The organism is Bacteroides sp. 2_2_4 (assembly GCF_000157055.1).
GTDB lineage: Bacteria > Bacteroidota > Bacteroidia > Bacteroidales > Bacteroidaceae > Bacteroides > Bacteroides ovatus.
The window spans coordinates 534068-548224 of sequence record NZ_EQ973355.1; the positions used below are offsets into that span (position 1 = coordinate 534068).

General features: G+C 41.6%; 8 protein-coding genes. 1 reads left to right on the top strand and 7 read right to left on the bottom strand.

All coding sequences use genetic code 11. From position 1 onward, the window contains the following. Positions 1-23: 23 nt before the first annotated feature. The 6 genes from gpmA to BSCG_RS24940 form a co-directional block, all read right to left on the bottom strand. Positions 24-770, bottom strand: a complete 747-nt coding sequence (gene gpmA, locus BSCG_RS29365) for a 2,3-diphosphoglycerate-dependent phosphoglycerate mutase (RefSeq protein ID WP_004300826.1) — start codon at positions 768-770, stop codon at positions 24-26. Between the two features lie 307 nt (positions 771-1077). Continuing rightward, positions 1078-3582, bottom strand: coding sequence for a zinc-dependent metalloprotease (locus tag BSCG_RS24960; protein ID WP_032849280.1), 2505 nt, complete (start codon positions 3580-3582; stop codon positions 1078-1080). Between the two features lie 19 nt (positions 3583-3601). Continuing rightward, positions 3602-5029: a RagB/SusD family nutrient uptake outer membrane protein gene (locus BSCG_RS24955; protein WP_008774770.1), complete on the bottom strand. Its 1428-nt coding sequence runs from the start codon at positions 5027-5029 to the stop codon at positions 3602-3604. A gap of 20 nt (positions 5030-5049) precedes the next feature. Then, positions 5050-8646 (bottom strand): SusC/RagA family TonB-linked outer membrane protein, encoded by a 3597-nt coding sequence (locus tag BSCG_RS24950; RefSeq protein WP_008774771.1) that lies wholly within the window; start codon positions 8644-8646, stop codon positions 5050-5052. 19 nt (positions 8647-8665) lie between these two features. Next, positions 8666-9733: a FecR family protein gene (locus BSCG_RS24945; protein ID WP_032849281.1), complete on the bottom strand. Its 1068-nt coding sequence runs from the start codon at positions 9731-9733 to the stop codon at positions 8666-8668. A gap of 66 nt (positions 9734-9799) precedes the next feature. Then, entirely contained in the window at positions 9800-10303 is a 504-nt protein-coding gene (locus BSCG_RS24940) for an RNA polymerase sigma factor (protein ID WP_008774773.1), read from the bottom strand. Between the two features lie 492 nt (positions 10304-10795). Between BSCG_RS24940 and BSCG_RS24935 the strand changes: the two genes are divergently transcribed. Then, entirely contained in the window at positions 10796-12616 is a 1821-nt protein-coding gene (locus BSCG_RS24935; RefSeq protein WP_004304374.1) for a PAS domain-containing sensor histidine kinase, read from the top strand. A 35-nt stretch (positions 12617-12651) separates the two neighbouring features. Here the strand turns inward: BSCG_RS24935 and BSCG_RS24930 are convergent, their stop codons facing one another. Beyond that, positions 12652-14106, bottom strand: coding sequence for an ATP-binding cassette domain-containing protein (locus tag BSCG_RS24930; protein WP_008774775.1), 1455 nt, complete (start codon positions 14104-14106; stop codon positions 12652-12654). Positions 14107-14157: the final 51 nt, after the last annotated feature.

Below are 14157 nucleotides of genomic sequence, written 5' to 3' on the forward strand. Positions count from 1 at the left end.
TCTTTTTTTAATGTGTAACTTTTCTATTTTTTCTTTCCCTGATTGGCTACTGCTTCCATCAGTTTTTTGATCTCTTCCGGGTTTCCCAGGAAATAGTCATTAGCAACGTTCAGGTTTTCATCAAACTCAAATACGTAAGGCACAGCCGTAGGTAGATTCAGCTTGACAATATCTTCATCGGAGATGTTTTTTAGATGCTTGATGATGCCTCTCAAACTATTGCCATGAGCGACCACCAACAGCGTATGAGCTGTTTTCAGACTAGGAAATATATCACTTTCCCAATAAGGCATAATACGTTCAATGGTATCTTTCAACGATTCAGTACGAGGCAACTCCGCATCGGGTACTTCATGATAACGGTAATCAAAACGGGGATTTCTCAAATCACTTTCTGAAAGAGGATGGGGAGCTATATCATAGCTACGACGCCACACTAGCACTTGTTCTTCTCCATATTTCTCGGCAGTCTCGGCTTTATTCAATCCCTGCAATTCACCATAATGCTTTTCATTCAAGCGCCAGCTTTTCTCTACAGGTATCCAGTCCAGATTCATCTTATCGAGAACACAGTTCAAGGTTTTCACCGCACGCTTCAAATAGGAAGTATAAGCCTTATCAAAATTGAAACCATATTCTTTCAATGTCTCTCCGGCTTTTTCAGCTTCGGCAACTCCCTTTTCTGTCAGATCTACATCTGTCCAGCCCGTAAAACGATTTTCTTTATTCCATGCACTCTCTCCGTGACGAAGTAATACTATCTTTTTCATTTCTAAAATTCTCCTTTCTTCTTTTTATATATACAACAGATTGTTTCTTCACAAAGTTCACTAGAAAATAAATAGTTGTCAATACCCAGAAATAATGATTCTTTCTACAAAGAAGCGGGATGCAGTAATCAGGGATATAAAAAAATACCCTCCTCTAATTCTAAGCTTGCATTATGGATGATGATTCATCAAAGCAAGGTTATCATTAGAGAAGAGTAAGTCTGTAAAAGTAAAAAGAGAGAGTTTATATATACAAGAAAATCTGTTCTACTTTTCTATTTTTTTCTATTCTTCGTTTTCCTCAAAGCTATTTATCAGAAGACCGCGTATCAGCATCTTTTCCATAATATCCTTCTTTTATTTTCTGAACGTTGCGCAGCAATGCCGCATAATGCCGGTAATTGAGATCTCCCTCCTTAGAAGCAGCAAGTTGCTCTTTTACTGACTCTTCAATCTTATCTAAATGCTGTTCTACAAAAAGCTGAATATCAGAACGGCTGATTGCCAGATTTGCATTGGCACCATCTTTGCTACTAGGTTTAATCATTCCTTCGACAAACCCCAGATAAGTCCGGTGCAACTGACGGCGGAAATTATTCTCCAGTTCACTGGGATCATTCAACGGTTTCCATATTGCAGTAAATACATCGTTCAAATAATCATCGAGTGCATACGATTCCGAAGAACACAATGAGGTTGAGTAAATATTATACAACATTCCCGGTGCAAGTAGCAAAGCTACAACAGAGCTTTGGCGGTCACGAATCTCATCCACCGGTTTGACTCCGGTACGACTCACCACTTCATCAGGGTAGAGCCAGAGTGGAGCTACAAACAAATTGCGTCCCAACCATTCAACAGCTTCTTTCTGCAAACTGCGTGGCAGATAATCATGCACTTTGAGATCCGGCAAATTATTGGTATAGCGTCCTCCTATGTTCTTCTGCACTTGCAAGGTATACTTCAGATGTTGGGCACGAACCGAATTATAAATGGTGGTTAAGTCAGTGTACTCTCCGTCAGGCTGTGCTGTCCAGGTCAGTATGTTTTCCATCACTCTTTTCAGGTTCTTTATACCGTATTCATTGGCTTTCATATTATTGTCGCCCAAGTCCTCACTCTGGCTACGGGGATCAAATCCCTTTCCTTCATCACCAACAAACCACAAGCGATGATCTCCCCGCAGTTTTTTGGTTACTTCGGCACGTAATACGTCTTTTTCTTTATAAGGATCCTTAAATTCCGGACGATAGCGATATCCCCATTGGATAGCCCATTTGTCATAAACACCGATACGAGGGAACAATCCTTTTTCGGAAATCCGATCTTCCGGTTGGGCTACATAATTGAACCGCGCATAATCCATGATCGATACCGTATGACCATTGGCTTCTACCCAAGCTTTATCACGCAGTTTCTCTACCGGAGTAGCCGAACTGGCTGCCATATTGTGCCGTAAGCCGATACTATGCCCCACTTCATGTGAAGAGACAAACTGAATCAGACTGCCCATTAATTTGTCGTCAAAAGTCATCGTGCGTGCGCGCTTATCCAGTGGCCCGCACTGCACCATATACCACTTTTTGAGTAAGTTCATTACGTTGTGATACCAACAAATATGACTTTCCATAATTTCTCCACTACGCGGATCGACAATACGCGGACCGTAAGCATTCTCCGTTTCGGAGGGTAGATAACGTATCACACTATAACGCGCATCGTCCAAACTCATATTGGGATCGTTCGGCCATTCTTTAGCTATTATAGCGTTCTTGAATCCGGCAGCTTCAAATGCTGTATTCCAGTCTTCGACACCTGCTTTAAGATAAGGTATCCACTTCTTCGGTGTTGCCGGATCAATGTAGTAGATAATGGGATTTTTCGGTTCGGAGAGTTGTCCCCGACGGTAACGTTCCGGATCTTTCGGTTCCAACCGATAGCGCTGGATGATGGCTCCACGATCGGTAGTCTGCTGGTCGTCCGAAAATTCGGTCAACGAGTTTTGGAAAAATCCCACCCGGTCATCGGCAAACCGTGGCTGCATCGGTTCTTTGGGTAACATCACGATGCTTGTATTCAGTTTCACAGTCACCGAACCAGTCTGTGCAGCCGGTAGTCTACCAGCACTAATACTATAAGTACGCAAAGTCACTGCCTCCACGTTGATAGGATAGGTTTTTATCGTATCCATAAATGTGCGGTCCTGGGCTAAAGTACCAATGCCAAGAATGGAACGGTCGCTTGAGGTAAAGCCACACAATTTATTATCACCTAAAAAGAGTTTTGATACATCAATGAGCTGTGCCTGAGTCTCCGGATTTCTACCGATTACATCAAATTTATAGATTACAGGATCTACAGTCGATTGTTTCAATGCCTCGGCAATGTTATCACCCGGACGGGCAAACTGTGATTGCACATATTCGCGTAAAAAGAGAGTCTTATCATCATGCTGTTCCCAATAAACAACACTCCGGTTCACCTCTTCTCCGCTAAGCATTTTGAAACCCTGTGGCACTGCTTTAAACCGGGTCACAGCCAACAACAACCGTCCTAAAAGAGTATCCGGCACTTCAAAATACCAGTTATCTTTGATGTGGCGTACCGTAAACATACCCTCAGATTCACTTCCTCCATCTTTCAACAGTTTTTCATAAGCCGTTACTTTCTTAACAGTGTCTTTCTTGACCGTATCTTCCTGTGCTACCAGTTTCTTCTTTCCACTTTCCAGAAGAGATATACCACTGGCACGAGCTCCCACACCTTGCAAGGACAGGAACGCCAACACAGCCATCATCAAAATCTTTCGCATAGTTTTCTCTTTATTTTTTTCATTCGTTAGTGTTCATTGTCAGGTTCGGATTTTTTTCACGGGCAGCCAACGGGAATGGAATGATATACAACCGTGAATCCGGCTTCAACGTATATGTCTTTTTCTCGACATCCGTAGATACCAGCGGGAAAGTACGGGTGATTGTCTTTGCGTAATCAGCTTCCGTATTGTATCGTTTCAAATCCCAGAAGCGACTAAATCCGGAGATTAACTCCTTACGGCGCTCATCAATGACTGCCTGCACCATCGCACGTTCGGTAGCAGGTTCCGGCAATACAGCTTCGGCTCCCTTGATTCGTTTTTCACGCAACTGATTCAATGTTTGGACAGCTCCCGGTATATCTTTCAGCCGTGCTTTCGCTTCTGCCAGAATCAGGTAAACTTCGGCAGTACGCATTCCCACAGACATAGGCTGAAACTTAGAATAAGTAATCGAAGTATTCCACAAAGCAGCTCCTGAACCTTCGTCAAAGTAGTATACACTGTTGTCACTCGTTTTAAAGAATTGGTTCAAACGTTCATCATTCTGCCCGAAAAGTTGTACCATCTCCGGGCTAAGCATACCATAACAAAAGGCCAAAACTTCAGTAGGACCACCCATATAAGCATAGTTCAGCACTTCCGGGTTACCGCCTTTGGCATAAGTAGTAACCTTAGTCGGACCTCCTTTAGCTCCCAAATCAATATAATCAATCAGGGTATTATTCAACTTCAATGATTCTTCGGCAGCTTCTTTCGCTTTTTTCCAATCTCGATGGAACAGATAAACACGGGCAGCCAACGCATATCCAAAAGCTTTTGACGGATGATATACATTCACCGGCTCTTCCTGTAAATAAGGAAGCGCTTCTTCTATATCCTTAATAATAAAATCGTATACTTGAGCAACCGTAGATTTGGTTGGAGTAGCCTCCAAATCATATTTATCAATGATAGCAACTCCACCGTCAGTGGCTGCAGTTTCCGGATTATATGCTTTCGCAAATGTATTTATCAGAATAAAGTGATCCCAGGCACGCATGATCTTTGCTTCCGCTTTTGCCAATTCCTTAACATCTTTATCACCCAGACTAGCATCAACCAATGAAATTACGATATTTGACCGTAGGATATATGTATAACAATTTTCATATAAATTGTTATCACTTAGCTCTTTCCGGTTAGCTGCCTCATTAAAAGTCATGTTAATACCATCCCATGAAATAAATTCATTACCTATGATATTCGATTCTTTCGACCAGACATTATCGCTCAACAAGGCAAAAGCTGCCGGATGGTAGGCCCGGTTGGGCAGGGCTATCAATTCATAATAAGTATCAGTAGAATCCACCGTTTTCTTGCCTGTAGGAGTAATATCCACATAGTTTTCACAGGCTGCAAAACCCAATATGAGAATAACTGGCAATATATAAAGTAATTTACGCATATCTTATATCTTTTAAATGGTTAGAAACTTGTTGATAATCCGATGGAGTAAGTCTTGGGAGAAGCGATGCCACGTGTACCGTCATTCATTCCATAGCTTTCCGGATCAATATCACTTCCTGCCTTACACCAGGTAAACAGATTATTTACCTGCACTTTCACTTTCAGAGAAGAGAGGCGGAGGTGTTGGCAAACCGTAAACGGTAAGTTATACCCTACACTCAAGCTACGCAATTTTACATAACCTGCATCTTTCACATTGATGTCACCGTATTGCCACCAATCTTGGAAAGTGCTGGCATAAGTTTTCACCTGTGCCGGTATATCGAGGTACATACGTACCTGTGCATTCGAATCATCCGCAGTCCAACGGTTGGCAATTCCTTTCAAGGTTTGAGTACCTAACTGGTCATCCATTTTTAATACACTGTTACGCAGCTTATTACCACCAGCATACACAAAGAATGCATTCAAATCAAAATTCTTATAGTTGAATCTTAACCCCACTGACCCGCTGAATTTCGGAGTCAGCGAACCAAGGTTCACCAAGTCATCAGTACCTTTGAGCGAAGAACCAGAAGTGATACTGGCTACCGTGCCGTCTTCATTAAATTTCACCAGATCATTTCCATCTTTATCCACTGCTACCGGATATCCATTCTCGATACAATGTATACGGTAAGCCCATAACGTATTATAACTAGTACCTTCCATAAAATAAACCTGCGGACTTGCGATAAAGACTCTTGCATTATCAGATTCACTATGATCGACTTTCAACATTTTGTTCTTATTATAGTCAAAGTTAAAATCTACAGCGAAGTTCCAGTCTTTCTTACGTATGATATTGGTTGTAAGGGAAAGTTCTACGCCACGATTACGCATCTCACCATTATTCACCACACGTGAACCGGCTCCTAAAGTAGGGTCCATATATCGGCGTACCAGCAAATCAGATGAGTGACGATTGTAATATTCCAGACTACCGCTTATCAGATTCTTGAAAAGACGGAAATCTAATCCTATATTGTAGGTGGCTGTTTTCTCCCAACGAAGCTTCGGATTTGGCAAATCATCATCCTCATAAGTCAGATAGGTCGTTTTAATAGGATTACTTTGCGTTTTTTTCTTTACAACAAAATAGGTAGTTGAGCTTTGATCGACATTACCGTTGATACCGTATGTCATACGTAGTTTAAGGTAATCCAGCCAGGAAATCTCTTTTATGAACGATTCTTCCGATAAAATCCAAGAAGCACCGATTGACCACAAAGGATGGCGCTGATTGCGTATATCGAGCCCGAACAAGTCAGCTTGATCCCAACGTATACTTCCGGAAAGATTATAACGTGACAGATAAGAGTATCCTGCATTTGCATAAAAAGACGCATAACGATGGCGTGACTCGTGCAAAGTAGCAGACAGCCCCGATAAAGTAATTGTTCTGCCAGAAAGAGCACTTGTTCCTACACCGTCACGATAGGTCTGCCAGTTCATAAAATCAGAAGTTAATGTCTGCGGATCGTAGCCATACAACAATTGGCGGGCAGGTGTCGGAATCTTGTTTTCACGAAATTCCAGACCGGCAATGGCAGTTACTGCATGGTCTTTCCAAGTTTTGTCAAAGTCAATCTGGTTTCGTACCGTGTAACGCTTACTTTCTACTTCTGTCTGATTAAAACGTCCCCCTTGCGGCAATTGTGCTTTTCCATTTGTATCAACCATACTGTTATATAGCATACGCATTACATAAGTATTTTCCGACTCAAATAGTTCACTCTTACCTTTATTCCATTCATACTGATACATGAAGTTGTATTTGAACATTTTCAGGAAACGAGCCTGTAAACTTACAAACGGACGAATACTAACATCATGTGACTTTGTTATGCTTTCCTCCAATGCATCAAGTACATTGAAACCAAACGTTCTATAAGGTGAGACACCCTCAGTTTTTCTTACAACACTCCCATTATAGGAAGGAGATGTATCCACATTCACGTAAGGAGAAGTATAATGGTTACCGTCGGCATCCAATATCCGTTCATATCGCTGTTGCAGGGTGTAGCTAGTATAACCGCTATTCGGGGTATAACTACGTCCCATACGTACATCCACTCCGGCATTCAGGTTCAGCCAGTTTGTAACCGCATAATTCGATTTATAGTATAAAGAAATTTTATTACTTTTGCCACTGATAACGCGCTGACTATCCTTTTCATAATTGAAAGAAAGGAGATGGTTGCTATTTCCGGCTTTCTGTGATACGGTTACATTATAGCGCTGGGCTATAGCCGTACGCCAAGCGTTATCACGATATTCTTTATAATAATCATTATTGCGCCATTGCCTCAACGTAGCATTTACTTCACCACTGGTAATATCCCCATTGGCCTGATCCAGATAAAGCTGAAACAAGGGATTGTAATAATTATACTCAAAAGAAGATAAAAAATTCGCCGCACTTCCTTTTTCCGCTACATTGGCATCAAAAACAGCTGTCTGATAATCAATAATATCACTTGTTGAAGCTAAATTCAAACTCTTGAAATTTGGTTTGGTAGTGATAAACCAGTCTGCATTAATGCTCACGTGCGCACCTTCTTTTTTAGCCCGCATCGTGGCTACCACAATAACGCCATTGGCTGCCAAAGCACCATAAATACTGGCAGCGGCAGCATCTTTCAGTACAGTGATACTCTCTACATTATACGGATTTATCTCGCTCAATCTCAAATTGGTTGGCATATCGTCCACAACAATCAGTGGTTCTGTTCCCACATCATGCGAGAATGTACCTACCCCACGAAGAATAGGACTCATATCACCCGTATTCGAATTGATATTCATACGCAAACCAGCTACTTGCCCTTCCAGAGATGAGGCCAGATCACTGTGCATCTGTCTGTTCAGTTGCTCGGAATCAACGAAACCGAAAGCGGCAGTAGAACGTTCACGGCTAATACGCTGATAACCCGTCACAACAACATCACCCAACTGTTGCTTGTCCTCATGCATTATCACCCTGACGTTGTTACGATCTTTAACAGAAACCATTTCCGACTGCATACCAACGAAAGACACTTCCAATGTATGTACATCGACCGGAACTCTACAAGTAAAGTTTCCCTCTGCGTCCGTAATAGCACCAAAGGGACTGTTAAGCACCTTTACATTTGCTCCCGGCAAGGGATCACCACTTTCATCCACTACCTGTCCCCCAACATTTCTGAACTTACCTGAAGCAGCTGTCGAGGTAGCTTTCACTTTACGGACAGTGATGAAATTTTGTTTCACATCATACTCAAAAGGCTTTCCTTCCAGAATCTTCTGAAGTGCTGCAAAAGGAGCCATCTGATATATACTCACAGTTACACGATAGGGTGCAACGTCTTCACTGGGAAAATTCACCTTATAACCAGATACATTGCTGAACTGCTTCAAGGCCGAACCGAGCGGTTCGTTTTTCATCTCTAAAGAAATCTGCCTGTTTTCTGCATTCTGCGCCCATCCTTGCAAGGTTGCTGCTGTGAGCACCAGCAATAGAAAGGCAGTTTTCATCCATACAAGCTTTCTTTTAGTTCTTTTTTCTAATAATGTAATTTGTTGCTTTTTCATAAGAGTTGTATTTGTATAGTTAAATCTGTTTGATCGTAATGGTTCGGTCCTGATAGTCTACCTGCACTTTCTCCAACTTATTCAGTAGTTCCAATGCTTCATCCAAATGGGTATTTTTATTAGCCCAGAAGTTCAACCTGATATGATACAATTCGCGCCGCTCGAAATCGATATTCACATTATACCATCTTCCCAAAGCACCCATGATTTCTTCCAACGGCACATCCTCAAAGTAGAACATTCCCTCTGTCCAGGCTGTATATGTAGCGATATTCACTTCTGATACTTTTTCCTCTCCGGTTTCCGTATAGGTCAAATCCTGTCCCGGACGTAATGTTACCGACTTATTGTTAACTGTGTTTGTAACCTGCACCTTACCATTCACCAAAGTTACATGACGATCTTCAACACTATAGGAACGCACGTTGAATTTAGTTCCCAGCACCATGGTATTCATGCCATTAGCACATACAATAAACGGATGTTCGGCATCTTTTGCCACTTCAAAGCAAGCCTCCCCTTCTAGTTCCACACGTCGTTCTTTTCCATTAAATGCCACAGGGTAGCGCAAACGACTTTCAGCATTGAGCCATACCTTAGTCCCATCAGCCAGTACCAGCAGAAAATCTTTTCCACGTGGTGTAGTCAAAGTCTGACAGCATACAGTGTCTGCCGAGACAGTTTTCCAGTCTTTCACATCCATCACACTGTCTGTCAATAACTGCTGTTCACTACGACCATCCATTTGTAGGACCACATGTTCATCATTGTTGTTCGCAGCAAAAAAACGTATCGGCTGTTCTACAGGTAAAGAAGTGGAAGGAAGCAAAGAAGGAATCAGAAAAGCCAGTATCAAGACAGCTGCAGCAGAAGAAGCAATTGCCAAGATACGCATTTTCTTTCTGTACTTGCGTTTCCGTTGCAGATTCTCACGTATCACAGCTTCCTTACAAGCCATTAATTCCAAGAAAAGTTCTTTATTTTCAGGTATACCTATCCACTGAAGAAATTCATCAGTTTCTCTTAATTGTGGATGTTGTATGGCACGAAGTGCATAATCTAATTTTTTATCTGAATGGTCTATCATAGTGTCAATAGTTTCATTAAACACGTAAAGGTTACTGAAACTGATGACACCCCGATAGGATTTTTTTTAAAAAAAGATGGTTAATTGTTTTCGGAGTATCTTTAAAGCTCTGGCAATGTGCGTTCTAACGGTATTATCACTAATACGTAACTTTTCACTGATTTCCGCACATTTCTTTTCATTTAAGAAGAATTCTTCCACTACGGTTCGCATTTGTGGAGCCATCTGGCGAATACTCTCCTGCATCCGGTTTATCTTGTCTTCATACTCACGGTATTCTTTCACAGTCCAGCCACTGTAAAGTTCTTCCAGATATCTTTCCGCATTTTTATGCACCACGTTCTGATGACGTATTTGGTCAATACAACGATTTCGCACCATGACGAAAAATAACGGCAGCAGATCCTCTTCCGTTGTCAACCGTTCGTTGCTCTCAAGCACCGAACAAAAGACATCGTTCACCACATCTTTTGCGCTTTCCTCATCATTCAGCAGATTATATGCATGAATATAGAGTTTTTGCCAATGTTCCCTGTATATAACAGTTATAGCATTTTGACTATCATTCATGTATTTCTAGTTACTTTTTGCGTTTCATAGAGCGCAAAGATAACCAATTGGAGCAAAAAACATTCTATTTATTAAAAAAGATTATAATTCATATAAATACATTTGTTGTTATAGACATATTCTATTCCCATCGTCTGACTCTTTATATTTTGACACTATGTTTCTCTCCAGAAAGATACGATTCACAACTATATCCGGCCGTTTCCATTCATCTGGACGTTGATTTAATCTTCGCTTTATCTTTACGCGTACAGAATGCTTCGATTACTTTTTTTACACGAAGATAATTTATTGATACTCTGCTCATATATGCCCATTTTCTTTGTAATACATACTTTCCTTGTGATACAATCATACTATCTTTTACTTTTTTAAGGTGGAATTCAACAAAAATGATTATTTTTACGAGCAAATTATTGTCTAACTACCTGATAATACAGACATACCTTGAAAATAAACGAACAAAACGAAAGCGAATTCCTACAAAAGCTTATGAACAAAGCGAATATAGGATGGTGGGAAGCTGACTTGAAAGCAGAGACTTACAAGTGTTCGGAACTTATCTCCCAACTACTCGGAATAGGAGAAGACGGGCTCATCAGTTTCGAAGATTTCAACAAGCGTATTCTAAAAGAAGATCAGGGATACGCAACTTTTCCGTCTTTTGACAAAGTACAACAGACTGTAGAAGAAATATACTTGTTTGATACTCCCAAAGGTCATGTATGGATTCGTAGCAAGGCATGCTTCCAGGAAACAGACGAAAATGGTAACACCAAAGTATATGGAATTGCCGAAACCCAAGAGGGAATTCATATAGCATCTGCACACCAGGCTCTACAAAATAGCGAGCGGATCCTTCATAATATATATAAGAATCTTCCGGTAGGCATCGAATTATATGATAAGGACGGTCAAATGGTCGACCTGAATAAAAAAGATATGGAAATGTTCCGTATTTCCAATAAAGAAGATATTTTGGGAGTCAACATTTTCGAGAATCCTATATTGCCGGAAGAGATAAAACAGAAAATAAAAGACAATGAGAACGCAGATTTTACATTCCGGTACGACTTTTCCAAAATCAACAAATATTATCAGCCTAACAGTACAACCGGTTTCATTGACTTAACAACCAAAGTCACCACTCTATACGATCACAATCACGAACCTATCAACTACCTCTTAATTAATGTAGACAAGACCGAAGATACAATTGCTTATAATAAGATTCAGGAATTCGAGAGTTTTTTCGACCTGGTAGGAGATTATGCCAAAGTAGGTTACGCGCACTTCGATGCTTTGAGTCGGGATGGGTATGCTTTGAGAAGCTGGTACAGGAATGTAGGTGAAGAAGAGGGTACCCCATTGCCGGAAATCATCGGCATTCATTCCCATTTCCATCCAGAAGATCGAGCTGTGATGATCGACTTCCTGGATAAAGTGATAAAAGGAGAAAGTTCCAAGCTATCCCGCGATGTCCGGATTCGCAGAGCAGATGGAAATTACACTTGGACACGGGTTAACGTATTAGTAAGGAATTACCAGCTCCAGGACAATATCATCGAAATGCTGTGTATCAACTTTGATATTACCGAACTGAAAGAGACAGAGCGGATGCTGATTGGCGCCAAAGAGAAAGCTGAAGAAGCCGACCGGCTAAAATCTGCTTTTCTTGCGAATATGAGTCATGAGATACGTACCCCGCTCAATGCGATAGTAGGCTTTTCCAGTTTGCTTGAGGAAGCGGAGGATGCAGAAGAAAAACATCTGTATGCAACGATTATTGAAGAAAACAACAAGCTCTTGTTACAACTGATCTCGGATATTCTTGACTTGTCAAAGATTGAGGCAGGGACTTTCGACATTATCCCAGAACAAGTGGATGCACAACAACTTTGCAACGAACTGCTACAATCTATGCAGGTAAGGGCTACAGAGCAAGTAGAGATTCTCTTAGCACCGGAACTGCCCGAGCTTACTTTTACCAGCGACAAAAACAGGTTGTATCAGGTATTGCTGAATTTTGTAACGAATGCTCTGAAATTTACTTCCGAGGGCAGTATTGTTATTGATTACCGAATCAACGGAAATGAAGTCAGATTCTCGGTTCAAGATACGGGAATGGGCATCGAACCGGAAAAGCAGGAAGCTATCTTTACCCGATTCGTGAAATTGAATAATTTTATTGCCGGCACAGGGCTGGGACTCCCTATCTGTCAAAGTATCGTCACACAGTTAGGCGGCAAAATCGGAGTGGAATCAGAACCGGGGAAAGGTTCTTGTTTCTGGTTTACGCATCCGATTAACTAAAATCTAAATTCAAAATAAATATCAGAAAACAATGTTTACCGGTTTCTCTTTAAGAAAATACGATCTGTTATAGTGTTGGGAAGTTCCGATTCATAATGTGTCACCATAATCATCGTCTTATCTTTGCGTCGGCAGAAAGCCTCAATCACTTTCTTTACCCGTCGACGATTATAAGTATCCAAGCCATGAAGCGGTTCATCCAGAATCAGCAGTTCCGGGTCTTTGACGAAAGCTCTTGCCAACAAGGACAAACGTTGTTCTCCACTGGATAGTTGCAGGAATGGTTTATCTTTCAAATCTGCAATGCCAAATATATCCATCCACCACTCACAGATAGCCATCTGTTCCGGTTGAGGACGTTTATACAGACCGATACTGTCATGCAAACCACTGGCTACAATCTCAATAGCGGGCAGATTTTTAAGATAAGCACGGTGCATCTCCGGACTTACGTAACCAATATGTTTCTTGATTTCCCAAATACTTTCTCCCGTCCCTCTTTTCCGTCCGAAGAGACTGATGTCACAGGCATACGATTGCGGATTGTCTGCACAGACAAGGCTCAACAGAGTCGATTTCCCAGCACCGTTCTCACCACTCAACGCCCACTTCTCACCACGACGGACTGTCCAGTCCAGTTCTTTCAGAATAGTTCGGTCGCCATAACGGATACTGACCTTATTAAGTTTTACTACTTCCTCCGAATCGTAATTGTTGCCATCAGATGGCAAATCTATAATCCGTTGCTGCAAATCATCCAAAGAGGTAACCACATCTCTACTGCGGAAAGCTTCCAGATAGGCTTCACGTTCCATTTTAGGAAAGACCTCCATTTTGTCCACAGGAATGACATGAGTGATGAATGAAGGTATATCATCGAGCATGGAAAGTACCAGAATGATCTGTACGGACGACATTTTTGTCAGACGTTCGAGCAAAGAAAACAACAGTTCACGCGTAGGAGCATCCAGTCCGATAAACGGATTATCCATAATCAACACGCGGGGAGCAGTCAACAGGGTTTTGGTTAGCTGGAATTTACGTAATTCACCGCTGGAAAGGAGAATAATTTTCTTGTCGAGCAACGGTTCGATACGGAAGAGTTCAAACAGTTCGCGTTGTAGTTGCTCGTCCTTGATTTCTCCCAACATCTCACGAACATCAGGAGCTTCATCCTGATCGTGAGCATTCCAACGCTGCTGGTAGTAGTAATTGGCATCGGCAGCTCCATAGGTATCACGGAAAGCAATGTATTTCACATTATCATAAAGAGTCTGGGTGGCAGAGGGGGAAAAATCATATTGTACGGTTCCTTCACGCAATGGATATTTTCCGATCAGGGTATCTACAAAAAGACTTTTACCGCCACCATTGGGACCTACAATAGCTATGTGTTCATTCGCTCCGATAGTTGCCGTGATGGGTTTGGCTAAACGCACAAGCGGGTTGCGTGCTACGCCCCCCGCCATGCAGAATGTATTTTGGTTCATATTCTTTTATTCTGTTTTATTATTGCCCGCAAAGGTAACAATTTTATCATA

Excerpts from the sequence above, each read along its gene's own strand:
- gpmA (WP_004300826.1), bottom strand. The coding sequence starts at position 770 with ATGAAAAAGATAGTATTACTTCGTCACGGAGAGAGTGCATGGAATAAA.
- BSCG_RS24960 (WP_032849280.1), bottom strand. The coding sequence starts at position 3,582 with ATGCGAAAGATTTTGATGATGGCTGTGTTGGCGTTCCTGTCCTTGCAA.
- BSCG_RS24955 (WP_008774770.1), bottom strand. The coding sequence starts at position 5,029 with ATGCGTAAATTACTTTATATATTGCCAGTTATTCTCATATTGGGTTTT.
- BSCG_RS24950 (WP_008774771.1), bottom strand. The coding sequence starts at position 8,646 with ATGAAAAAGCAACAAATTACATTATTAGAAAAAAGAACTAAAAGAAAG.
- BSCG_RS24945 (WP_032849281.1), bottom strand. The coding sequence starts at position 9,733 with ATGATAGACCATTCAGATAAAAAATTAGATTATGCACTTCGTGCCATA.
- BSCG_RS24940 (WP_008774773.1), bottom strand. The coding sequence starts at position 10,303 with ATGAATGATAGTCAAAATGCTATAACTGTTATATACAGGGAACATTGG.
- BSCG_RS24935 (WP_004304374.1), top strand. The coding sequence starts at position 10,796 with ATGAACAAAGCGAATATAGGATGGTGGGAAGCTGACTTGAAAGCAGAG.
- BSCG_RS24930 (WP_008774775.1), bottom strand. The coding sequence starts at position 14,106 with ATGAACCAAAATACATTCTGCATGGCGGGGGGCGTAGCACGCAACCCG.